The 21,638-nt window shown below is 59.9% G+C and carries 19 protein-coding genes; 18 read left to right on the top strand and 1 reads right to left on the bottom strand.

All coding sequences use genetic code 11. From position 1 onward, the window contains the following. Positions 1 to 311 precede the first annotated feature (311 nt). From mraZ to QRN41_RS01315, 18 genes are all read left to right on the top strand, one after another. Positions 312 to 767, top strand: coding sequence for a division/cell wall cluster transcriptional repressor MraZ (mraZ, locus tag QRN41_RS01230; protein ID WP_003171868.1), 456 nt, complete (start codon positions 312 to 314; stop codon positions 765 to 767). Next, complete coding sequence (rsmH, locus tag QRN41_RS01235) at positions 764 to 1,711, top strand: 16S rRNA (cytosine(1402)-N(4))-methyltransferase RsmH (protein ID WP_034095955.1); 948 nt, start codon at positions 764 to 766, stop codon at positions 1,709 to 1,711. Before mraZ ends, rsmH begins: the two co-directional genes overlap by 4 nt. Then, complete coding sequence (ftsL, locus tag QRN41_RS01240; RefSeq protein WP_034095956.1) at positions 1,708 to 2,001, top strand: cell division protein FtsL; 294 nt, start codon at positions 1,708 to 1,710, stop codon at positions 1,999 to 2,001. The genes rsmH and ftsL overlap by 4 nt, the downstream gene beginning before the upstream one ends. Continuing rightward, complete coding sequence (locus tag QRN41_RS01245) at positions 2,001 to 3,743, top strand: peptidoglycan D,D-transpeptidase FtsI family protein (protein ID WP_167417323.1); 1,743 nt, start codon at positions 2,001 to 2,003, stop codon at positions 3,741 to 3,743. The genes ftsL and QRN41_RS01245 overlap by 1 nt, the downstream gene beginning before the upstream one ends. Then, positions 3,743 to 5,206, top strand: a complete 1,464-nt coding sequence (murE, locus tag QRN41_RS01250; RefSeq protein ID WP_034137013.1) for a UDP-N-acetylmuramoyl-L-alanyl-D-glutamate--2,6-diaminopimelate ligase — start codon at positions 3,743 to 3,745, stop codon at positions 5,204 to 5,206. The genes QRN41_RS01245 and murE overlap by 1 nt, the downstream gene beginning before the upstream one ends. Further along, positions 5,199 to 6,569, top strand: a complete 1,371-nt coding sequence (locus tag QRN41_RS01255; RefSeq protein ID WP_034137014.1) for a UDP-N-acetylmuramoyl-tripeptide--D-alanyl-D-alanine ligase — start codon at positions 5,199 to 5,201, stop codon at positions 6,567 to 6,569. Before murE ends, QRN41_RS01255 begins: the two co-directional genes overlap by 8 nt. Continuing rightward, positions 6,569 to 7,651 carry a phospho-N-acetylmuramoyl-pentapeptide-transferase gene (gene mraY, locus QRN41_RS01260; protein ID WP_034137015.1) on the top strand — a complete coding sequence of 361 codons (1,083 nt, stop codon included), beginning with the start codon at positions 6,569 to 6,571 and terminating at the stop codon, positions 7,649 to 7,651. Before QRN41_RS01255 ends, mraY begins: the two co-directional genes overlap by 1 nt. Before the next feature lie 6 nt (positions 7,652 to 7,657). Next, on the top strand, positions 7,658 to 9,004 hold the full coding sequence (gene murD, locus QRN41_RS01265; RefSeq protein ID WP_123480678.1) for a UDP-N-acetylmuramoyl-L-alanine--D-glutamate ligase: 1,347 nt from the start codon (positions 7,658 to 7,660) through the stop codon (positions 9,002 to 9,004). After that, positions 9,001 to 10,224: a putative lipid II flippase FtsW gene (gene ftsW / locus QRN41_RS01270; protein WP_034137017.1), complete on the top strand. Its 1,224-nt coding sequence runs from the start codon at positions 9,001 to 9,003 to the stop codon at positions 10,222 to 10,224. Before murD ends, ftsW begins: the two co-directional genes overlap by 4 nt. Next, positions 10,214 to 11,284, top strand: a complete 1,071-nt coding sequence (murG, locus tag QRN41_RS01275; protein ID WP_034095963.1) for an undecaprenyldiphospho-muramoylpentapeptide beta-N-acetylglucosaminyltransferase — start codon at positions 10,214 to 10,216, stop codon at positions 11,282 to 11,284. The genes ftsW and murG overlap by 11 nt, the downstream gene beginning before the upstream one ends. Then, on the top strand, positions 11,277 to 12,722 hold the full coding sequence (gene murC / locus QRN41_RS01280) for a UDP-N-acetylmuramate--L-alanine ligase (RefSeq protein ID WP_034095964.1): 1,446 nt from the start codon (positions 11,277 to 11,279) through the stop codon (positions 12,720 to 12,722). Before murG ends, murC begins: the two co-directional genes overlap by 8 nt. Beyond that, positions 12,719 to 13,675, top strand: coding sequence for a D-alanine--D-alanine ligase (locus tag QRN41_RS01285; protein WP_034095965.1), 957 nt, complete (start codon positions 12,719 to 12,721; stop codon positions 13,673 to 13,675). The genes murC and QRN41_RS01285 overlap by 4 nt, the downstream gene beginning before the upstream one ends. Before the next feature lie 4 nt (positions 13,676 to 13,679). Continuing rightward, positions 13,680 to 14,549 carry a cell division protein FtsQ/DivIB gene (locus QRN41_RS01290; RefSeq protein ID WP_034095966.1) on the top strand — a complete coding sequence of 290 codons (870 nt, stop codon included), beginning with the start codon at positions 13,680 to 13,682 and terminating at the stop codon, positions 14,547 to 14,549. 15 nt (positions 14,550 to 14,564) lie between these two features. Then, the gene (gene ftsA / locus QRN41_RS01295; RefSeq protein WP_167417283.1) at positions 14,565 to 15,827 is read left to right on the top strand and encodes a cell division protein FtsA; all 1,263 of its coding nucleotides are present in this window, start codon (positions 14,565 to 14,567) and stop codon (positions 15,825 to 15,827) included. A 117-nt stretch (positions 15,828 to 15,944) separates the two neighbouring features. Then, complete coding sequence (gene ftsZ / locus QRN41_RS01300) at positions 15,945 to 17,141, top strand: cell division protein FtsZ (RefSeq protein ID WP_034095968.1); 1,197 nt, start codon at positions 15,945 to 15,947, stop codon at positions 17,139 to 17,141. A 112-nt stretch (positions 17,142 to 17,253) separates the two neighbouring features. Continuing rightward, complete coding sequence (lpxC, locus tag QRN41_RS01305; protein ID WP_003171886.1) at positions 17,254 to 18,165, top strand: UDP-3-O-acyl-N-acetylglucosamine deacetylase; 912 nt, start codon at positions 17,254 to 17,256, stop codon at positions 18,163 to 18,165. A 353-nt stretch (positions 18,166 to 18,518) separates the two neighbouring features. After that, a complete protein-coding gene (locus QRN41_RS01310; protein ID WP_167417282.1) occupies positions 18,519 to 18,992 on the top strand; it encodes a type III secretion system chaperone in 474 nt (157 codons plus the stop codon). Beyond that, entirely contained in the window at positions 18,985 to 19,998 is a 1,014-nt protein-coding gene (locus tag QRN41_RS01315; protein WP_167417281.1) for a hypothetical protein, read from the top strand. The genes QRN41_RS01310 and QRN41_RS01315 overlap by 8 nt, the downstream gene beginning before the upstream one ends. A 63-nt stretch (positions 19,999 to 20,061) precedes the next feature. On the opposite strand, the gene QRN41_RS01320 is transcribed toward QRN41_RS01315, so the two are convergent. Next, entirely contained in the window at positions 20,062 to 21,555 is a 1,494-nt protein-coding gene (locus QRN41_RS01320; RefSeq protein ID WP_167417280.1) for a sensor domain-containing diguanylate cyclase, read from the bottom strand. Between the last annotated feature and the right edge of the window lie 83 nt (positions 21,556 to 21,638).

Raw genomic sequence — 21,638 nt, forward strand, 5'->3', positions numbered from 1 at the left:
CGCAAGAATCCCTCCCTGCCAAATCATTGGCAGATGCATCTTCGTAATACCAAAAAAATCTTACTCTTAATAAATTACTTTAACTTCAAGCAATAGCTCTATGAGCTTGCTGTGCTTGTTGGGTCAAAATTATCGCCGAACTCTGGTTTCTCCTCCTTTTACGCTCCTAAATCTCCGTTCTGTAAGGCTTTTCCTTGAATCCGTGCCTTGACGGTGTGGTGGGCGCATTCCTATAGTGTGCGCAAGTGGCGGAAAGTGGCACAAAGTGGGTTTTTTGAACGTAAAACGCTAAAATTTGGAGAAACGCATCTGTGTTTCGCGGAGCTAACGCTATCAGTCTCGACGCAAAGGGCCGTCTCGCTATGCCGAGCCGGTATCGCGACGAGCTGATTTCGAGAAGTTCCGGCCAGTTGATCATCACTATTGATGCCGTTGACCCTTGTTTATGTGTTTACCCCCTCGACGAGTGGGAGCTGATTGAAACCAAGTTGCGCGCCTTGCCTTCATTACGCGAAGAGAACCGCCGCCTGCAGCGTTTGCTGATCGGCAATGCCGTCGACCTCGAGCTCGATGGCAGCGGTCGTTTCCTGGTGCCACCGCGTCTGCGCGAGTACGCCAAGCTCGATAAGCGGGCCATGTTGGTCGGCCAACTGAACAAGTTCCAATTGTGGGACGAAGATGCCTGGGATGCTGTTTCTGCAGCTGACCTGGCTGCTATTCAACAACCGGGCGCCATGCCTGACGAACTGCGTGATTTGATCCTGTGACTATTGATAGCGGCTTTAACCACATCACCGTACTGCTTGACGAAGCCGTTGAGGCTCTCGCCGTACGCGCGGATGGCTGCTATTTGGATGGCACGTTCGGCAGGGGCGGGCACAGCCGGCTGATTCTCAGTCAGCTCGGGCCGGATGGGAAACTCCTCGGGTTCGACAAAGACCCTCAAGCGATTGCCACCGGGCAAGCGCTAGCGGCCGAAGACGGCCGCTTTGTCGTTGTGCAGCGCAGCTTTGCCGAGCTGGGTGCCGAAGTGGCGGAGCGCGGCATGGCAGGCAAGGTGGCCGGGGTGCTACTCGACTTGGGCGTTTCTTCTCCACAGCTCGATGACCCGGAGCGCGGCTTCAGCTTCATGAACGACGGCCCGCTCGATATGCGCATGGACCCCACCCGGGGCGTCAGTGCCGCACAGTTCATCGCCACCGCACCGGTGGAAGAAATCGCCCGTGTATTCAAGGAGTATGGTGAAGAGCGCTTCGCCGGTCGCATGGCTCGTGCCGTGGTTGAGCGCCGCGAAATCCAGCCGTTCGAGCGCACCGCCGACCTGGCCGAAGTGCTGAAAGTCGCCAACCCCGCCTGGGAAAAGGGCAAGAACCCGGCAACCCGTGCATTCCAGGGCCTGCGTATCCACGTCAATAACGAACTGGGCGATCTTGAGGCCGGCCTGGAGGCTGCCCTCGATGCGCTGGAAGTGGGCGGTCGCCTGGTGGTGATCAGCTTCCACTCTCTGGAAGATCGTATCGTTAAACTGTTTATGCGCCGCCTGGTCAAGGGCGAGTCCGACAACCTGCCGCGCAACCTGCCGGTACGGTTCGAAGCTTTTGTGCCGAAAATCAAAATCCATGGCAAAGCGCAGTTCGCTTCCGAAGCTGAACTCAAGGCCAACCCGCGTGCCCGCAGTGCTGTGATGCGTGTTGCGGAGAAGCTGCGGTGAGCAAGCTTTTCGCCAAGCCCCTCCCGGGCGGCAGCTTCTTTATGTTGCTGCTGTTCATCGGCGTACTGGTGTCCGCGATTGCGGTGTCCTACAGCGCCCACTGGAACCGCCAACTGCTCAACACTCTATATGGGGAGTTGAGTGTGCGTGACAAAGCCCAAGCCGAGTGGGGCCGGTTGATCCTGGAGCAAAGTACCTGGACGGCCCACAGTCGTATCGAAGTGCTGGCCACCGAGCAACTGAAAATGCACATCCCGAGCGCGGCTGACGTGCGGATGGTGGCGCCATGATGAAGCTCGAAGGCGCACTGTACCCATGGCGCTTCCGCCTGGTGCTCGGTTTGCTGGCGCTGATGGTGGGGGCGATCGCCTGGCGCATCGTTGATCTGCAAGTGGTCGATCGCGACTTCCTGATCGGTCAGGGCGATGCCCGCAGTCTGCGTCATATTCCTATTCCTGCGCACCGTGGCCTGATCACCGACCGCAACGGCGAACCCTTGGCTGTCAGCACGCCAGTGACCACCCTCTGGGCTAATGCCAAGGAACTGCAAGTCGCCAAGGACCGCTGGCCGGCCCTAGCCACCGCCCTTGGCCAAGACCCCAAGGCCCTGACTGAGCGTCTGGAAGCCCAGGCCAATAAAGAGTTCATCTATCTGGTGCGCGGTCTGACCCCTGAGCAGGGCCAGCAGGTGCTCGACCTTAAGATCCCCGGTGTCTACGGTATCGAGGAATTCCGTCGTTTCTACCCGGCCGGTGAAACCACCGCCCACATGGTGGGTTTCACCGACATCGATGACCACGGCCGCGAAGGTGTGGAACTGGCCTACGATGAATGGCTTGCTGGGGTTCCCGGCAAGCGACAAGTCATCAAGGATCGGCGCGGCAGGCTGATCAAGGATGTCCAGGTCACCAAAAACGCCAAGGCCGGTAAGCCCTTGGCGTTGTCGATTGACCTGCGTTTGCAATACCTGGCCAACCGTGAGTTGCGTAACGCGATCATCGAAAACGGCGCCAAGGCCGGCAGCCTGGTGATCATGGACGTGAAGACCGGCGAAATCCTTGCCATGGTCAACCAGCCCACCTACAACCCCAACAACCGTCGCAACCTGCAACCGGCGATGATGCGCAACCGCGCCATGATCGACGTGTTCGAGCCGGGTTCGACCATGAAAGCCATCTCCATGAGTGCCGCCCTCGAAACCGGGCGCTGGAAGCCCAGCGACAAGGTCGAGGTCTACCCGGGCACGCTGCAGTTGGGCAAGTACACCATTCGTGACGTTTCCCGTACCGAAGGTCCGGTGCTGGATCTGACCGGCATCCTGATCAACTCCAGTAACGTGGGCATGAGTAAAGTTGCCTTCGATATCGGCGGCGAAACCATCTACCACCTGGCGCAGAAGATTGGCCTGGGCCAACCCACCGGCCTGGACTTCCCGGGCGAGCGTGTCGGTAACCTGCCGAACTACCGCGACTGGAAAAAAGCCGAGACCGCCACCTTGTCCTACGGCTATGGCCTGTCGGTGACTGCAATCCAACTGGCTCACGCCTTCTCTGTGCTGGCCAACAATGGCCGCATGGTGCCGTTGAGCCTGATCCACGTCGATGAAGCGCCGAAAGCGACCCAGGTGATCCCGGAGAATGTCGCCAAAACCATGCAGGGCATGCTGCAGCAAGTGATCGAGGCGCCGCGCGGTGTATTCCGTGCTCAGGTGCCGGCGTATCACGTAGCCGGCAAATCTGGTACCGCGCGTAAGACGTCGGTGGGTACCAAGGGGTACGCCGAGAACTCGTACCGTTCGCTGTTCGCTGGCTTCGGCCCAATGAGCGATCCGCGCTACGCCATCGTCGTGGTGATCGATGAACCGAGTAAGGCTGGATATTTCGGTGGCCTGGTCTCCGCGCCGGTGTTCAGCAAAGTGATGTCCGGCACCCTGCGCTTGATGAACATCACCCCGGACAACCTGCCGCCCACCCAACAAGCGAACGCCGGGCCACCGGCCGCTGCCGCAAAAGCCAATGGAGGGCGCGGCTGATGTCTCTGAGTTTGAACAAGATCTTCGCCCACGCCGGTCGCGACCTATTGATTCGTGAGCTGACTCTGGACAGCCGCAATGTACGTGCCGGTGACCTGTTCCTGGCCGTGCCGGGTGGCAAGCTTGACGGCCGTGCACACATTGCCGATGCGTTGCAACGTGGTGCCGCCGCCGTGGCTTATGAAGCCGAAGGCGCCACCGTGCTGCCGATCACCGACGTGCCGCTGATTCCGGTCAAGGGGCTGGCCAAGCAACTGTCGGATATCGCCGGGCGTTTTTATGGCGAACCTAGCCGCCACCTCAACCTAGTGGGCGTTACCGGTACCAATGGCAAGACCAGCGTGACCCAATTGGTTGCCCAGGCCCTTGACCTGCTGGGCCAGCATTGCGGGATTGTCGGCACCCTGGGGACCGGTTTCTATGGCGCGCTGCAAAGCGGCCTGCACACCACCCCGAACCCGATTGCCGTGCAAGCGACCCTGGCCGACCTGAAAAAGGCCGGTGCCAAGGCCGTGGCCATGGAAGTCTCGTCCCACGGGCTGGATCAAGGCCGCGTCAGCGCCCTGGCGTTCGATGTGGCGGTGATGACCAACCTGTCCCGCGACCATTTGGATTACCACGGCACCATGGAGGCTTACGCCGCCGCTAAGGCCAAGCTGTTCGCCTGGAATGATCTCAAGTGCCGGGTGGTGAACCTGGACGATGACTTCGGTCGCCAATTGGCCGCCGAAGACAGCGAAGCGCGCCTGATCAGCTACAGCCTGCACGATTCAAGTGCCTACCTGTATTGCCGCGAAGCCCAGTTCAACGACGAAGGCGTGCGTGCCACCCTGGTGACGCCTCAGGGCGAACATCACCTGCGCAGTACATTGCTCGGCCGGTTCAACCTGAGCAACGTACTGGCTGCCATCGGCGCATTGCTGGGCCTGGACTACGCCCTGGACGAAATTTTAAAAGTACTGCCGAAGCTGGAAGGCCCGGCCGGCCGTATGCAGCGTCTGGGTGGCGGCAAACAGCCGTTGGTGGTGGTCGATTACGCCCACACGCCGGACGCCCTGGAAAAAGTCCTCGAAGCGCTGCGCCCCCACGCCAAGGGCAAATTACTGTGCCTGTTCGGCTGCGGCGGTGATCGTGATCGCGGCAAGCGCCCGCTGATGGCCGAGATTGTTGAACGTCTGGCTGACGGTGTGTTGGTCACCGATGACAACCCGCGCAGCGAGAACCCGAGCCAGATCTTCGACGATATCCGTGCAGGCTTCAAAGACGTATCCAAGGCCACCTTCGTTGCCGGCCGCGGTGCCGCCATCGCCCAACTGATCGCCGGCGCCAGCGCCGACGATGTGGTGGTACTGGCCGGTAAAGGCCACGAGGACTATCAGGAAATCAACGGCGAGCGGCATGCCTTTTCCGATCTGGTCGAGGCTGATCATGCCTTGAGCGCCTGGGAGGTTGCCCATGCTTAAGCCGATGCGCTTCAGTGAGCTGACCCAAGCCCTGTCGGGCCGCATGTTGTCGAGCGACTGCCGCTTCGACGGTGTCAGCATCGACAGCCGTGCCATCCAGCCAGGACAACTGTTTGTTGCGCTGGCCGGCCCGCGCTTTGATGGCCACGACTACCTGAATGACGTCGCCGCCAAAGGCGCCGTGGGGGCCTTGGTGCAGCGCGAAGTGCCGGAGTCGAGCCTGCCGCAGTTGCTGGTTGCCGATACCCGCTTGGCCCTGGGCCAACTGGGCGCACTCAACCGTGCCGCGTTCGATAAGCCCGTGGCTGCCATCACCGGTTCCAGCGGCAAGACCACGGTCAAGGAACTGCTCGCCGGTGTCTTGCGCACCCGTGGCCCGGTACTCGCTACCCGTGGCAACTTGAACAATGATTTCGGCGCGCCGCTGACCCTGCTCGAACTGGCCCCGGAACACACGGCGGCGGTGATCGAACTGGGTGCCTCGCGCATCGGCGAAATCGCCTACACCGTCGCATTGACCAAGCCTCATGTCGCGATCATCAACAACGCCGGTACCGCTCACGTCGGTGAATTCGGCGGTCCGGAAAAGATCGTCGAAGCCAAAGGCGAAATTCTTGAGGGCCTGGACGCTTCGGGCACGGCGGTGCTGAACCTGGACGACAAAGCCTTCGAGACCTGGCGTGTCCGCGCCGCCGGCCGCAAGGTCCTGACCTTTGCTGTGCTGAATGCAGCGGCGGATTTCCACGCATCCGACATCTCGGTGGATGCACGGGGTTGTCCGTCGTTCACCTTGCACACGCCCACAGGCAGCGAGCACGTACAGCTGAATCTGTTGGGCAATCACAACGTTGCCAATGCCCTGGCCGCCGCCGCCGCCGCCCATGCCCTGGGCATATCGCTGTTCGGTATCGCCACGGGGCTGGGCGCTGTGCAACCCGTCAAGGGCCGCACCGTGGCGCAGTTGGCCATCAACGGTATGCGCGTGATCGACGACACCTATAACGCCAACCCCTCTTCCATCAACGCTGCGGTCGACCTGCTCAAAGGGTTCGCCGGGCGCAAGGTGCTGGTGCTGGGCGATATCGGCGAACTGGGCGACTGGGCCGAGCAGGGGCATCGCGAAGTCGGTGCCTACGCGGCGGGCAAAGTCGATGCGTTGTACGCCGTCGGTCCGAACATGGCCCACGCCGTCGTCGCCTTCGGCCCCGGTGCCAGGCATTTCGCCAGTCAAGCCGAGTTGATCCAGGCCATCGGCGCGGCCGAACACGATAAAAACACAACCATTTTGATCAAGGGATCGCGCAGCGCGGTGATGGAAAACGTCGTCGTGGCCTTGTGTGGCTCAAGTACGGAGAAACATTAATGCTGCTGCTGCTGGCTGAGTATCTGCAACAGTTCCACAAAGGCTTCGCGGTCTTCCAGTACCTGACCCTGCGCGGGATTCTAGGTGTGCTGACCGCGTTGTGTTTGTCGCTGTTCCTCGGGCCGTGGATGATCCGCACCCTGCAGAACCTGCAAATTGGTCAATCGGTTCGCAATGACGGCCCGCAGTCGCACCTGTCCAAATCCGGCACGCCGACCATGGGCGGCGCGCTGATCCTGTCGTCCATCGGTGTCAGCACTTTGCTGTGGGCTGATCTGAATAACCGTTACGTATGGGTGGTGTTGCTGGTGACCCTGCTGTTCGGTGCCATCGGCTGGGTGGACGACTATCGCAAGGTGATCGAGAAGAACTCCAAGGGGCTGCCAAGCCGCTGGAAGTATTTCTGGCAATCGGTATTCGGCCTGGGCGCGGCGATCTTCCTGTACATGACGGCCCCAAGCGCGGTGGAAACCACGCTGATTCTGCCCATGCTCAAAGACGCCAGCATTCCCCTGGGCATCGGTTTCGTGGTGCTGACCTACTTCGTGATCGTCGGCTCCAGCAACGCCGTCAACCTCACCGATGGCCTCGACGGCCTGGCGATCATGCCGACGGTGATGGTGGGCGGTGCGCTCGGCATCTTCTGCTACCTGTCGGGTAACGTGAAATTCGCTGAATACCTGCTGATCCCTTATGTACCGGGGGCGGGCGAGCTGATCGTGTTCTGTGGCGCGCTGATCGGCGCGGGGCTTGGGTTCCTGTGGTTCAACACCTACCCGGCCCAAGTCTTCATGGGCGACGTCGGCGCATTGGCGCTGGGCGCGGCCCTGGGCACCATCGCGGTGATCGTTCGCCAGGAAATCGTGCTGTTCATCATGGGCGGTGTGTTCGTGATGGAAACCCTGTCGGTGGTCATCCAGGTGGCGTCTTTCAAATTGACCGGGCGCCGCGTGTTCCGCATGGCGCCGATTCACCACCACTTTGAACTCAAGGGCTGGCCCGAGCCGCGCGTGATTGTCCGCTTCTGGATCATCACCGTGATTCTGGTGCTGATCGGCCTTGCCACCCTGAAACTGAGGTAGAAACGAGTGTCCCTGATCGCTTCAGACCACTTCCGCATCGTTGTCGGCCTCGGCAAGAGCGGCATGTCCCTGGTTCGCTTCCTGGCGAACCGGGGCACGTCGTTCGCCGTGGCCGATACGCGGGAAAATCCACCGGAGCTGGTCACGCTGCGCCGTGACTACCCGCACGTGGAAGTGCGTTGTGGCGAACTGGATGTCGAATTTCTGTGCCGCGCCGACGAACTCTACGTGAGCCCCGGCCTGGCCCTGGCGACTCCGGCCCTGCAAGCGGCTGCGGCTCGCGGCGTGAAGCTGTCCGGCGATATCGACCTGTTTGCGCGCAATGCCAAGGCGCCGATTGTAGCCATCAGCGGTTCCAACGCGAAAAGTACCGTCACCACCCTGGTTGGCGACATGGCGGCAGCGGCCGGCAAACGCGTGGCCGTGGGCGGCAACCTCGGCACACCCGCGCTGGACCTGCTCAGCGATGACATCGAGCTGTACGTGATGGAGCTGTCGAGCTTCCAACTGGAGACCACCCACGACCTCGGCGCCGAAGTGGCCACCGTGTTGAACGTGAGTGAAGACCATATGGACCGCTATAGCGGCCTACCGGCGTATCACTTGGCCAAGCACCGGATTTTCCGCGGCGCCAGGCAAGTGGTGGTCAACCGTCAGGATGCCTTGAGCCGTCCGCTGATGGGCGAGGGCCTGCCGTGCTGGACCTTCGGCCTGGGCAAACCCGACTTCAAGGCCTTCGGCATTCGTGAAGAGAACGGCGAGAAATACCTGGCCTTCGAATTCCAGAACCTGATGCCGGTGCGCGAGTTGAAAATCCGTGGTGCCCACAACCAATCGAACGCCCTGGCGGCACTGGCGCTCGGGCATGCCGTGGGGTTGCCGTTCGACGCCATGCTCTCGACCCTGCGCACTTTCGCCGGGCTTGAGCACCGCTGCCAGTGGGTGCGTGACTTGGACGGTGTGAGCTATTACAACGACTCCAAGGCCACCAATGTCGGTGCCGCGCTGGCCGCCATTGAGGGCCTGGGTGCCGATATCGACGGCAAGCTGGTGCTGATCGCCGGTGGCGACGGCAAAGGCGCCGACTTCAAGGATCTCAAGGCGCCGGTGGGCGCCCACTGCCGCGCCGTGGTGTTGCTGGGCCGTGATGCCGAGCTGATCGCCGCCGCCCTCGGTGACGCGGTGCCGCAGATTCGCGTGGCCTCCCTGGACGAAGCCGTCCTGCAAGGCAAAGCCCTGGCCCAACCCGGTGACGCCGTTCTGTTGTCGCCGGCCTGTGCCAGCCTGGACATGTTCAAGAACTACGAAGAGCGCGGCCAGCTGTTCGCTCGCGCCGTGGAGGCCTTGGCATGAACCTGAACCTGAGAAACATCATCAAGCCGTACCCGTCGCCGATCATTACCGGGCGCGGTATCGACCTGGATTTCCCAATGCTCGCCGGTTGCCTGGCGCTGCTGGGCCTGGGCTTGGTGATGATCACTTCGGCGTCTTCCGAAGTCGCCGCCGTGCAGTCCGGCAACACCCTCTACATGATGATCCGCCATCTGGTGTACCTGGTGATCGGTATCGGTGCCTGCATCGTGACCATGATGATCCCCATCGCCACTTGGCAGCGCCTGGGCTGGTTGATGCTGATCGGCGCGTTCGGCTTGCTGGTGATGGTGATCCTGCCGGGCATCGGTCGCGAGGTAAACGGCTCGATGCGCTGGATCGGTTTCGGCGCGTTCAACGTGCAACCCTCGGAAATCGCCAAGGTGTTCGTGGTGATCTACCTGGCTGGCTATCTGGTGCGACGTCAGAAGGAAGTGCGCGAGAGTTGGATGGGGTTCTTCAAGCCATTCATCGTGCTGCTGCCCATGGCCGGCCTGTTGCTGATGGAACCCGACTTCGGCGCCACCGTGGTGATGATGGGTGCCGCGGCGGCGATGCTGTTCCTTGGCGGTGTGGGTCTGTTCCGGTTCACCTTGATGGTGGTGCTGGCGGTGGCGGCCGTGACGATTCTGGTGCAGGCGCAACCCTACCGGATGGCGCGTCTGATCACCTTTACCGACCCATGGTCCGACCAGTTCGGTTCCGGCTACCAACTGACCCAGGCGTTGATCGCTTTCGGTCGGGGCGAGTGGCTGGGCGTTGGCCTGGGCAACAGCGTACAGAAGCAGTTCTACCTGCCCGAAGCCCACACGGACTTCGTGTTCTCCGTACTCGCCGAAGAGCTCGGCGTAGTGGGCTCGCTGTGCACTGTTGCGCTGTTCGTGTTCGTGTGTGTACGCGGCATGTATATCGGCTTGTGGGCCGAGAAGGCCAAACAATATTTCGCCGCGTATGTGGCGTACGGCTTGTCGTTCCTATGGATCGGCCAGTTCCTGATCAATATCGGTGTGAACGTCGGCCTGCTGCCGACCAAAGGGCTGACCTTGCCGTTCCTCAGCTACGGCGGCAGTTCCTTGGTGATTTGCTGCGCGTGCCTGGGTTTGTTGCTGCGTATCGAGTGGGAGAGTCGCACCCACCTGGGCAGCGAAGAGATGGAATTCAGCGAAAGCGACTTCGCCGAGGAGCCGACCCATGGGCGCTAATGTGCTGATCATGGCGGGCGGCACCGGGGGCCATGTGTTCCCGGCCCTGGCGTGTGCGCGGGAATTCCAGAGCCGTGGCTACACGGTGCACTGGCTGGGGACACCGCGCGGTATCGAGAACGAATTGGTGCCTAACGCTGGGTTGCCGCTGCACCTGATCAACGTCAGCGGCCTACGTGGCAAGAGCAAGTTGTCCTTGCTCAAAGCGCCGTTTGTGTTGCTCAAGGCGGTGTGGCAAGCGCGCAAGGTTATCCGTGAGTTGAAGCCTGTCTGCGTGCTTGGCTTTGGCGGTTACGTGACCGGCCCCGGCGGCGTTGCGGCCCGGCTGGCCGGTGTACCGGTGATCGTCCACGAACAGAATGCCGTGGCCGGCACCGCCAACCGCCTGCTGGTGCCGCTGGCGGCGCGGGTGTGTGAGGCGTTCCCGAACACCTTTGGCTTGTCGAGCAAACGCCGCACCACCGGCAACCCGGTGCGTACCGAGCTGTTCATGGGCATCGCTCGCGATGCCTTGGCCGGGCGCAAGGCGCACCTGTTGATTCTGGGCGGAAGCCTGGGCGCTGAACCACTGAACAAATTGCTGCCCGAAGCCGTGGCACAACTGCCGTTGGAGCTACGCCCGGAGATCTTTCACCAGGCCGGCAAAAACCACGATGAAGTCACCGCCGCGCGTTATCGCGAAGCCGGTGTGGAGGCCAACGTACAGCCTTTCATCAAAGACATGGCCCATGCCTATGGCTGGGCCGACCTGGTGGTTTGTCGCGCTGGTGCGCTGACCGTCAGTGAACTGGCCGCCGCCGGTCTGCCGTCCTTGCTGGTGCCTCTGCCCCATGCGATTGACGATCACCAGACCCGCAACGCCGAATATTTGGCCGGGGAGGGCGCTGCCTTCCTGCTGCCGCAAAGAACGACTGGCGCCGCCGATTTGGCCGCACGCCTGACCGAGGTTTTGATGCAACCGGAACGACTTAACAGCATGGCGAGCACCGCAAGCCGCCTGGCCAAACCTGAAGCAACCCGCACCGTGGTCGATATCTGCCTGGAGGTGGCCCATGGTTGAGAATCAGAAAGCCATGCCGCAGCCGGAAATGCGCCGTATCCGTCGCATTCACTTCGTCGGAATCGGCGGCGTGGGTATGTGCGGCATTGCCGAAGTGCTGCTCAACCTGGGCTATCAGGTGTCCGGTTCGGATTTGAAAGAATCCCAGGTCACCGACCGCCTCAAATCCTTCGGCGCGCAGATCTTTATCGGCCACCGTGCCGAGAACGCCGCCGAGGCCGATGTGCTGGTGGTGTCCAGCGCGGTGAACACAGCTAACCCGGAAGTGGCCACCGCCCTCGAGCGTCGTATTCCCGTGGTGCCGCGCGCCGAGATGCTCGCCGAGCTGATGCGCTATCGCCACGGCATCGCGGTCGCCGGTACCCATGGCAAAACCACCACCACCAGCCTGATCGCCTCGGTGTTCGCCGCCGGTGGCCTGGACCCGACGTTTGTGATCGGCGGCCGTCTGAATGCAGCCGGCACCAACGCCCAGCTTGGCACCAGCCGCTACCTGATCGCCGAAGCCGACGAAAGCGACGCCAGCTTCCTGCATCTGCAACCGCTGGTGGCTGTGGTCACCAACATCGACGCCGACCACATGGCGACCTACGACGGTGACTTCAACAAGCTGAAGAAAACCTTCGTCGAGTTCCTCCACAACCTGCCGTTCTACGGCTTGGCGGTGGTGTGCCTGGACGACCCTGTAGTGCGCGAGATCCTGCCGCTGGTCAAACGCCCGACCGTCACTTACGGCTTCAGCGAAGATGCCGACGTGCGTGCGATCAATGTGCGTCAGGAAGGCATGCAAACCTTCTTCACCGTGCTGCGTCCGGACCGTGAGCCGTTGGATGTGTCGGTGAACATGCCGGGTAACCACAACGTATTGAACTCCCTGGCGACCATCTGCATCGCTTCCGATGAAGGCGTCAGCGATGAAGCGATCGTCGAAGGTCTGTCGCGCTTTGCCGGTGTGGGCCGACGCTTCCAGGTCTACGGCCAATTGCCGGTAGAGGGCGGCGACGTGATGCTGGTGGATGACTATGGTCACCACCCGACCGAAGTCGCCGCCGTGATCAAGGCCGTGCGCGGTGGCTGGCCGGAGCGTCGCCTGGTGATGGTGTACCAGCCGCACCGCTACAGCCGTACCCGCGATCTATACGATGACTTCGTCAATGTATTGGCCGATGCCAACGTGCTGCTGCTGATGGAAGTCTACCCGGCCGGTGAAGAACCGATCCCGGGCGCCGACAGCCGCAAGCTGTGCAACAGCATCCGCCAGCGTGGCCAGTTGGACCCGATCTACATCGAGCGCGGTGTGGACCTGGCGCCAATCGTTAAACCGCTGCTGCGTGCCGGTGACATTCTGCTGTGCCAGGGCGCCGGTGACATCGGTGGCCTTGCCCCTAAATTGCTGGCGAGCCCGCTCTTCGCCGCCGCCCAGGGGAAGTCGAAATGATCACGAACTACGAAGCCCTGTTTTCCACTATCACGCCTGCCGACTTCGGCCGCGTGGCGGTGTTGTTCGGCGGTAAGAGCGCCGAGCGTGAAGTGTCACTCAAGTCCGGCAACGCCGTGCTCGAAGCCCTGCAAAGCGCCGGCGTGAATGCGTTCGGGATCGATGTGGGCGATGATTTCCTCGCGCGCCTGCTGGCCGAAAAAATCGACCGCGCCTTTATCATCCTGCATGGTCGCGGCGGTGAAGACGGCAGCATGCAGGGTCTGTTGGAGTGCGCCGGCATCCCCTACACCGGCAGTGGTATCCTGGCTTCGGCATTGGCCATGGACAAGCTGCGCACCAAGCAGGTGTGGCACAGCCTGGGTATTCCAACCCCGCGTCACAGTGTTCTGTGCAGCGAAGCCGATTGTATTTCTGCAGTCGAGGAACTGGGCACTCCTTTGATCGTCAAACCTGCCCATGAAGGCTCCAGTATCGGCATGGCCAAAGTGAACTCGGCCGCCGAATTGATCGACGCATGGAAAGCGGCAAGTACCTACGATTCGCAAGTGTTGGTGGAACAGTGGATTTCCGGTCCCGAGTACACCATCGCCACCCTGCGTGGCCAGGTATTGCCGCCCATCGCATTGGGCACGCCCCACACCTTTTACGATTACGACGCTAAGTACCTGGCTTCCGATACCCAGTACCGGATCCCATGCGGCCTCGATGCAAACAAAGAACAGGAATTGATGGACCTTACGGCGAAAGCCTGTGAGGCGTTGGGTATCGCCGGTTGGGCACGGGCAGACGTGATGCAGGACGACCAAGGCAACTTCTGGTTCCTTGAGGTCAACACCGCACCAGGCATGACCGATCACAGCCTGGTACCGATGGCTGCCCGTGCCGCTGGTCTGGACTTCCAGCAGTTGGTGCTGGCGATCCTGGCCGCCAGCATCGAGGCAAGAGGCTAACGACATGAAAGGCGCATCGCTTCGTCATCAGCCCCCACGTGCACCGAGCCGCAAGCCGGTGCCCCGGGGTGCCAGTCGCATGGTGGCTAAAGAGCCGATGTCGGCGCGCCTGCCGAAAGCCAATTTTGCTTTCCTCAAGGCGCTGTTCTGGCCGGTGTTGCTGGTGGTATTGGGCTTCGGCACTTATGAAGGCGCGCAGCGTCTACTGCCGTACGCCGACCGCCCGATCACCAAGATCAGTGTGCAGGGCGATCTGAGCTACATCAGCCAGCAGGCGGTACAGCAGCGCATCGGCCCGTTCCTGGCGGCGAGTTTCTTCACCATCGACCTGGCCGGCATGCGCCGGGAGCTGGAGCAGATGCCGTGGATCGCCCACGCCGAGGTGCGTCGCGTGTGGCCGGATCAGGTGACGATCCGCCTGGAAGAACAATTGCCGGTGGCCCGTTGGGGCGACGAGGCGCTGTTGAACAACCAGGGCCAGGCGTTCACCCCGCGTGAGCTGGCCAACTACGAGCACCTGCCGCAGTTGTTCGGGCCGCAGCGGGCGCAGCAGCAAGTGATGCAGCAGTACCAGGCGTTGAGCCAGATGCTGCGGCCACTGGGCTTCTCCATTGCACGCCTGGAATTGCGTGAACGGGGCAGCTGGTTTTTAACAACCGGGGCAGGCAGTTCCGGCCCGGGCATCGAGTTGTTGCTGGGACGCGACCGCTTGGTGGAGAAGATGCGCCGCTTTATTGCCATCTACGACAAAACCTTGAAAGAACAGATTACGAACATTGCGAGCGTCGACCTGCGTTACGCCAACGGCCTTGCCGTCGGCTGGCGTGAACCGGCTGCGCCCACGGCAGCGCAACCCGCTGTCGCGAAGAATTAAGAAGAGGCAGGACCCATGGCAAACGTGCAAAGCGGCAAAATGATCGTCGGTCTCGATATCGGCACCTCCAAGGTGGTGGCGCTGGTGGGCGAGGTCGGGGAAGACGGCACGATCGAAATCGTCGGTATTGGCACGCATCCGTCCCGGGGCCTGAAGAAGGGCGTGGTGGTGAACATCGAGTCCACCGTGCAATCGATCCAGCGCGCCATCGAAGAGGCGCAGTTGATGGCCGGTTGCCGGATTCACTCGGCGTTCGTTGGCGTGGCGGGCAACCATATCCGCAGCCTGAACTCCCACGGCATCGTGGCGATCCGCGACCGCGAGGTCAGCTCGGCCGACCTGGAGCGCGTGCTCGACGCCGCCCAGGCCGTGGCAATCCCGGCTGACCAGCGCGTGCTGCACACCCTGCCGCAGGACTACGTGATCGATAACCAGGAAGGCGTTCGCGAGCCTTTGGGCATGTCGGGCGTACGTCTGGAAGCCAAGGTCCATGTGGTCACTTGTGCGGTCAATGCCGCGCAGAACATCGAGAAGTGCGTGCGCCGTTGCGGCCTGGAAATCGACGACATCATCCTTGAGCAACTGGCCTCGGCCTACTCGGTGCTGACCGACGACGAAAAAGAACTGGGCGTGTGCCTGGTGGACATCGGCGGCGGTACCACCGATATCGCGATCTTCACCGAAGGTGCGATCCGTCACACCGCCGTGATCCCGATTGCCGGCGACCAGGTGACCAACGACATCGCCATGGCGCTGCGCACACCGACCCAGTACGCCGAAGAAATCAAGATCCGTTACGCCTGCGCCCTGGCCAAACTGGCCGGCGCCGGCGAAACCATCAAAGTGCCGAGCGTGGGCGATCGTCCACCGCGCGAACTGTCGCGTCAGGCCTTGGCTGAAGTGGTCGAGCCGCGCTACGACGAACTGTTCACCCTGATCCAGGCTGAACTGCGCCGCAGCGGCTACGAAGATTTGATTCCGGCCGGCATCGTGCTGACCGGCGGCACCTCGAAGATGGAAGGCGCGGTCGAACTGGCCGAGGAAATCTTCCATATGCCGGTGCGCCTGGGCGTGCCCCATGGCGTCAAGGGCCTGGGCGACGTGGTGCGCAACCCGATTTATTCCACCGGTGTGGGCTTGCTGTTGTACGGACTGCAAAAGCAGACCGACGGCATTTCCCTGTCGGGCCCGAGCAACCGTGACAGCTACCGTGGCGACGACGAAACCAAGGCACCGTTGTTCGAGCGGTTACAGGCTTGGGTAAAAGGGAACTTCTAACGAAGTTGGCTTCAAGCGACAAGTTACAAGCTTCAAGCTTGCAGCTCATGGCTTGCAACTTGGAGCTGCTGTAAAGCAGTAGGCGAAAAAACTAGAGAAAACGAAAGGAGAGGGAAAATGTTCGAACTCGTAGACAACATCCCCGCCAGCCCGGTCATCAAAGTGATCGGTGTCGGCGGTGGCGGCGGCAACGCTGTCAACCATATGGTCAAGAGCAACATTGAAGGCGTTGAATTCATCTGCGCCAACACTGATGCCCAGGCGCTGAAAAGCATCGGCGCGCGCACCATCCTGCAATTGGGCACCGCGGTGACCAAAGGCCTCGGCGCTGGCGCCAACCCGGAAGTCGGCCGTCAAGCCGCCCTGGAAGACCGCGAGCGTATTGCCGAAGTGCTGCAAGGCACCAACATGGTGTTCATCACCACCGGTATGGGCGGCGGTACCGGTACCGGTGCTGCGCCGATCATTGCCGAAGTGGCCAAGGAAATGGGGATTCTGACGGTTGCAGTTGTGACCCGTCCGTTCCCTTTCGAAGGTCGCAAGCGTATGCAGATCGCCGACGAAGGCATCCGTCTGCTGTCTGAAAGCGTCGACTCGTTGATCACCATTCCCAACGAGAAGCTGCTGACCATCCTGGGCAAGGACGCGAGCCTGCTGTCCGCTTTCGCCAAGGCTGACGATGTACTGGCCGGTGCCGTTCGCGGTATCTCCGACATCATCAAGCGCCCAGGCATGATCAACGTCGACTTTGCCGACGTGCGTACCGTGATGAGCGAAATGGGCATGGCGATGATGGGCACTGGCTGCGCCAGCGGTCCGAACCGTGCACGCGAAGCTACCGAAGCGGCCATCCGCAACCCGCTGCTGGAAGACGTGAACCTGCAAGGCGCACGCGGCATCCTGGTGAATATCACTGCCGGTCCTGACCTGTCCCTGGGTGAGTACTCCGACGTGGGTAGCATCATTGAAGCCTTTGCTTCCGAGCACGCGATGGTCAAGGTCGGTACCGTGATCGATCCGGACATGCGCGACGAGCTGCACGTCACCGTGGTTGCCACCGGTCTGGGTGCCAAGATCGAGAAGCCTGTGAAGGTCATCGACAACACCCTGCACAGCAGCCAGGCCAGCCAGGCGGCTGCCGCTCCAGCCCCTGCGCGTCAGGAGCTGCCGTCGGTGAACTACCGCGATCTGGATCGTCCGACCGTGATGCGCAACCAGGCTCAGGCCGGTGCTGCGGCGTCCCGTAGCCCGAATCCGCAAGATGACCTGGACTACCTGGACATCCCGGCATTCCTGCGTCGTCAGGCCGATTAATGGAATGTATCAGGGCTATGAAGGTGATTGGTGTTCAGCAAAGGTCTGGTCTGCTATTATCGCCAGCCTTTGTTGATACCAGTTCGCAATTTGCGCTGAAGCGGTCCAAGCCATGATTAAACAACGCACCCTGAAGAATATTATTCGTGCCACAGGTGTAGGTCTGCACTCCGGGGAAAAGGTCTACCTGACCCTCAAGCCTGCACCTGTCGACACCGGCATCGTGTTTGTGCGTGCCGACCTGGACCCTGTGGTGCAGATTCCTGCTCGCGCGGAAAACGTTGGCGAAACCACTATGTCGACCACATTGGTCAACGGTGACGTCAAAGTGGACACGGTGGAGCACTTGCTCTCGGCCATGGCCGGTTTGGGCATCGATAACGCCTACGTCGAGCTCTCCGCGTCCGAAGTCCCGATCATGGATGGCAGCGCTGGACCCTTCGTATTCTTGATTCAATCTGCCGGCCTGGAAGAACAGGACGCAGCTAAGAAGTTCATTCGCATTCTGCGGGAAGTGACAGTAGAAGACGGCGACAAGCGCGCCACCTTCGTTCCGTTCGAAGGCTTTAAAGTGAGCTTTGAGATCGATTTCGATCACCCGGTATTCCGTGACCGCACCCAAAGTGCAAGCGTGGATTTTTCCAGCACTTCGTTTGTAAAAGAAGTCAGCCGCGCCCGTACCTTTGGTTTCATGAGTGACATCGAGTACCTGCGCAAGCACAACCTCGCACTCGGCGGCAGCGTTGAAAACGCCATTGTGGTCGACGCGGATGGTGTACTGAACGAAGACGGCCTTCGCTATGAAGACGAATTCGTGAAGCACAAGATCCTCGATGCAATCGGTGACCTCTACCTGCTGGGCAATAGCCTGATAGGCGAGTTCAAAGGCTTCAAGTCGGGCCACGCCCTTAACAACCAGCTGCTGCGCAAGTTGATTGAGCAGACAGACGCTTGGGAAGTCGTGACCTTCGAAGATGCCAGCACCGCACCGATCTCTTACATGCGTCCCGTTGCGGCGGTGTAAGTAACAACTCTCTTTCTTTAGTTTTTAAAGGCTGCCTTCGGGTGGCCTTTTTTTCGTCTTGTAAAAACCTGGGTGGTTATTCAGAAAGGATACGTTCCATTCAGCGTTATAGAATTTTCTGGCAAAGATTTTACATTTTTCCTGAGTCGGAATTTGAGAGTTCCTAGTGTAGTGTTTCCTCCGAAGCTTGGCATGGATGCTCTGATAATGATGTTGGCCAGTTTCGGAGTTATGACTATGTTTTCTATTTTCAAGGCTGTTGGTATCGATATTGTTGTCGGTAGTTACTCGGCTTTATTGGCGCAGTGGGTTGTACGCTATGAATTTCGTGCTTTGGTTGGAATTTGCAGAGTATGAAAAAAAATGACGCTGTGTTAAAGCTGTTCGGTGATCAGATTGGTCTGCCTGATCTTAAGTTTGATGAGTGCCAGATGTGCCAACTGAAGATAGAAGGCATGAAGTTGGCGATTTATGATAATCGGGCTCAAGGCTGTATCAGCCTGGTTTGCGAATTTCCCCATGTTGCGATAGATGGCTTGGAAATGGACAGCTGGTACCGCTTGCTATTTGAACGTCAGATGGGCTTCTTGCACGAACATATCCCTGTGGTCGGATTCAATAGTGCTTCCACAGCGCTGTTGGCAATGAGCCATATTGTCGATGGTGATGTGTCGCCCAAACGACTTAGCGAGAAGTTGAATGCCCTTATCGATTGGGTTTTGGAAAGTTCATATATGTTTGACACACGCACTCTGAATTCAGCTCGGGTTATACCTGCCCCGGCCCATCATCAATTCCTTCGTCTCGGTGGTGCTCACTATGCCTAGTATCAGCCAGATCCAGACCCCTGGTTTGATTGATTATGCTAAACACGCCGGAAATGAAGGCGTTTTGCAGGGTAATCATATAGAACGTGTGTTTGCGAAAGCAGACGTGGGAATCGGTAACGGTATCGCTAAACCTTATTCATCAAGCGGCCGGCCTACCATGAATGAAGATGTAGCCGCTCGCCAGATAACCAAAGGAATACGCCAATTTATCAGCGGGAAGTCCCACGAGCGGATGATAAAAAATGGAACGCTATGGAACACCGCTCCTGTCTCTTCGGAAAAAACTTATGTCGATGGTCTTTCTAAGGCTAACCTGCGCAATCTTCGAAATGAGTTGGGTGCACTAACTCCGGATGAGAAGCAATTTTTGAATAACTATTTCGAAAGTTCGTTATATGCGACGCATAGTACTGGAGCTCCGGTAAAACGCGACGATGGCAGCGTCGGCTTGTTTTCACGTCAAAAATTGATTGATCGTAATATCATTTTTAATACGGAGAACTCTCCCCAAGAAGATATTAAGATTCTCGGCAATGACGACTTTGTATTTTTTGCCTTGGAAGCGGGTGGCGAGCCAAAAAAACCAAGCAGTCGTTTTGGCGGAACTACCTTTCGTTTTGACTTTGAAAGCCCGGCGTTCAAGGATGCTGCGTGGGTGAGTTTGGTAGAAATGAGGTTTGCGCAAACACCGTATCTTGAACGGCATATCGAACCGCTGACGCAAGGCGAATTTAAGGATATTTCCAGGCGAAAGCTGGAACCTTTCCAGACCGTATTTTCCGGGGACGACATGAAAGCGGGAATCGGACTGTCGATTATCAAGGATCTGCGCAAGTTACCGCCGGAATCAAGTAAACGTCTGCTGGCGGGCACAGGGGAAGAACATATGAATAAGTTGATTAACGGCTTGTATCGTCCTGAGATAAAAGTTGCGAGGCACTTTTTCTCGGATAGCTACATGGAGGCGGCCGTCAAAAAAGATGATAAGACAGGTAAATTGTAAGTGAGTCAGCCAATACTCTACAGACGTCGATAAAGCTTCCTGCGCTCACTGCGCGCGATCGTCTCAATGGCGGGTTGCATCGACTATACGATTACGTCCGCCATGCTTGGCCTCATACAACGCCTGGTCTGCACTAAGCAGCAGTGCTTCCAGGGATTGGCGGTTGCGTTTGTCCCAGGTGCTCATGCCGATGCTCACGGTGATCGGCCGCTCGCTACCCGCCACCCGTGGTAAGTGTTCGACGCTGCTGCGGATATGCTCGGCGATGACCATGGCGCCTGCGGCATCGGTATGGGGCAGCACCACCGCGAATTCCTCGCCGCCATAGCGCGCCGCGAGGTCGGCGGGGCGGCGTATGTTGCCGGCGATCACTTGGGCCACGGTGCGCAGAGCCTCGTCGCCGCCGCTATGGCCGTGGCGGTCGTTGAATGCCTTGAAGTGATCCACGTCGATCATCAGCAGGGTCAGTGGCTCGGTCGAGCGTTGGGCACGATCCCATTCCTGGCGCAGGCGCTCGTCGAGGATGCGACGGTTGGCCAGGCCGGTCAGGGCATCCGTGGCTGCCAGTTCTGACAGCACCCGTTCGGCGCGATAGCGACGTCTCAGCTCGCGACGCAGCATCCAGGCCAGCCACAACAACCCGACGCACAGAATGCCGGTCGCGCCGCTGGTCAGCAGTGCGGCGCGTTTCCAGGGGGCGAACACATCCTCGCGAGACAGCGCCACCACTACGATCAGTGGCAGTGTGCCCACGGTAGTGAAGGTGTACAGCCGGTCCTTGCCGGTGATGGTCGAGGTCGCCTGGAAGCTGCCATTGCCTTCGCGCAACATGCGCTTGAAGTTCGGTCGCTCGCTCAAATCCTTGTTAATCATGTCGCTTTCGAGCAGCGGCTGTTGGGCCAGCAGGATGCCGTGGGTATTGAGCAGGTTGACGCTGCTACCGTTGCCGATGGCCAGGGTGCTGAACAATTGATCGAAATACGCCAGGCGCATGGTCGCCACTGCAACGCCGGCGAACTCGCCATTGGGCCCCGATACGCGCCGACTGAATGCTATGCGCCACACTTGGTCGCAGTCGCAACGGATCTGGAAGGCCCGGCTGATATACAAACCGGCCTGCGGGTCCTTCAGATGCACCTGGAAATAATCGCGATCAGCGAAATTGCGCGGGGTGGGCCGCAGGGTCGAGGAATCCGCGATCACCGCGCCATTGGCATCCAGCATCAGCACCTCGCCTTTAAAGGGCGCGGCGGTGGATAAATCGAATTGCACCAGGTGTTGGATACTGGCGTCGACCTTGGCCAGGTCCTCGCGCTGCCTGGCGGCTATCAGCCCCTTGAGGGCCAGGTCGTACAGCTCGACGTTGCGCAGTACATCGGCGTTGATCAGTTGGGCGATATTGGTGGACGAGCGCTTGGCAGCCTGTAGCGTGCTGGTGTGTTCGCGGATCAATAACGCCGCGACGATAATGACGATCAGGACGACGGTGAGGCCGCTGCCCAGAAGGAGCAACAATTGCGGGTGTGCGGAAGGGTGGCGAGCACGGCGTGGACTCATCGGGCAGAACTTCAGCGGTATGGATGCTGGCAGTTTAGTTCTACCCGATGAAGATTGGATACTCGGTTACCAAAGAAAGAACG

Origin of the sequence: Pseudomonas sp. efr-133-TYG-23 (genome assembly GCF_030209215.1) — a bacterium.
Classification (GTDB): domain Bacteria; phylum Pseudomonadota; class Gammaproteobacteria; order Pseudomonadales; family Pseudomonadaceae; genus Aquipseudomonas; species Aquipseudomonas rhodesiae.

Bases quoted from the DNA above. Each gene is read 5' to 3' on its own strand.
- QRN41_RS01245 (WP_167417323.1), top strand. From the start codon at position 2,001: ATGAAGCTCGAAGGCGCACTGTACCCATGGCGCTTCCGCCTGGTGCTC.
- murE (WP_034137013.1), top strand. From the start codon at position 3,743: ATGTCTCTGAGTTTGAACAAGATCTTCGCCCACGCCGGTCGCGACCTA.
- QRN41_RS01255 (WP_034137014.1), top strand. From the start codon at position 5,199: ATGCTTAAGCCGATGCGCTTCAGTGAGCTGACCCAAGCCCTGTCGGGC.
- mraY (WP_034137015.1), top strand. From the start codon at position 6,569: ATGCTGCTGCTGCTGGCTGAGTATCTGCAACAGTTCCACAAAGGCTTC.
- ftsW (WP_034137017.1), top strand. From the start codon at position 9,001: ATGAACCTGAACCTGAGAAACATCATCAAGCCGTACCCGTCGCCGATC.
- murG (WP_034095963.1), top strand. From the start codon at position 10,214: ATGGGCGCTAATGTGCTGATCATGGCGGGCGGCACCGGGGGCCATGTG.
- murC (WP_034095964.1), top strand. From the start codon at position 11,277: ATGGTTGAGAATCAGAAAGCCATGCCGCAGCCGGAAATGCGCCGTATC.
- QRN41_RS01285 (WP_034095965.1), top strand. From the start codon at position 12,719: ATGATCACGAACTACGAAGCCCTGTTTTCCACTATCACGCCTGCCGAC.
- QRN41_RS01290 (WP_034095966.1), top strand. From the start codon at position 13,680: ATGAAAGGCGCATCGCTTCGTCATCAGCCCCCACGTGCACCGAGCCGC.
- ftsA (WP_167417283.1), top strand. From the start codon at position 14,565: ATGGCAAACGTGCAAAGCGGCAAAATGATCGTCGGTCTCGATATCGGC.
- ftsZ (WP_034095968.1), top strand. From the start codon at position 15,945: ATGTTCGAACTCGTAGACAACATCCCCGCCAGCCCGGTCATCAAAGTG.
- lpxC (WP_003171886.1), top strand. From the start codon at position 17,254: ATGATTAAACAACGCACCCTGAAGAATATTATTCGTGCCACAGGTGTA.
- QRN41_RS01310 (WP_167417282.1), top strand. From the start codon at position 18,519: ATGAAAAAAAATGACGCTGTGTTAAAGCTGTTCGGTGATCAGATTGGT.
- QRN41_RS01315 (WP_167417281.1), top strand. From the start codon at position 18,985: ATGCCTAGTATCAGCCAGATCCAGACCCCTGGTTTGATTGATTATGCT.
- QRN41_RS01320 (WP_167417280.1), bottom strand. From the start codon at position 21,555: ATGAGTCCACGCCGTGCTCGCCACCCTTCCGCACACCCGCAATTGTTG.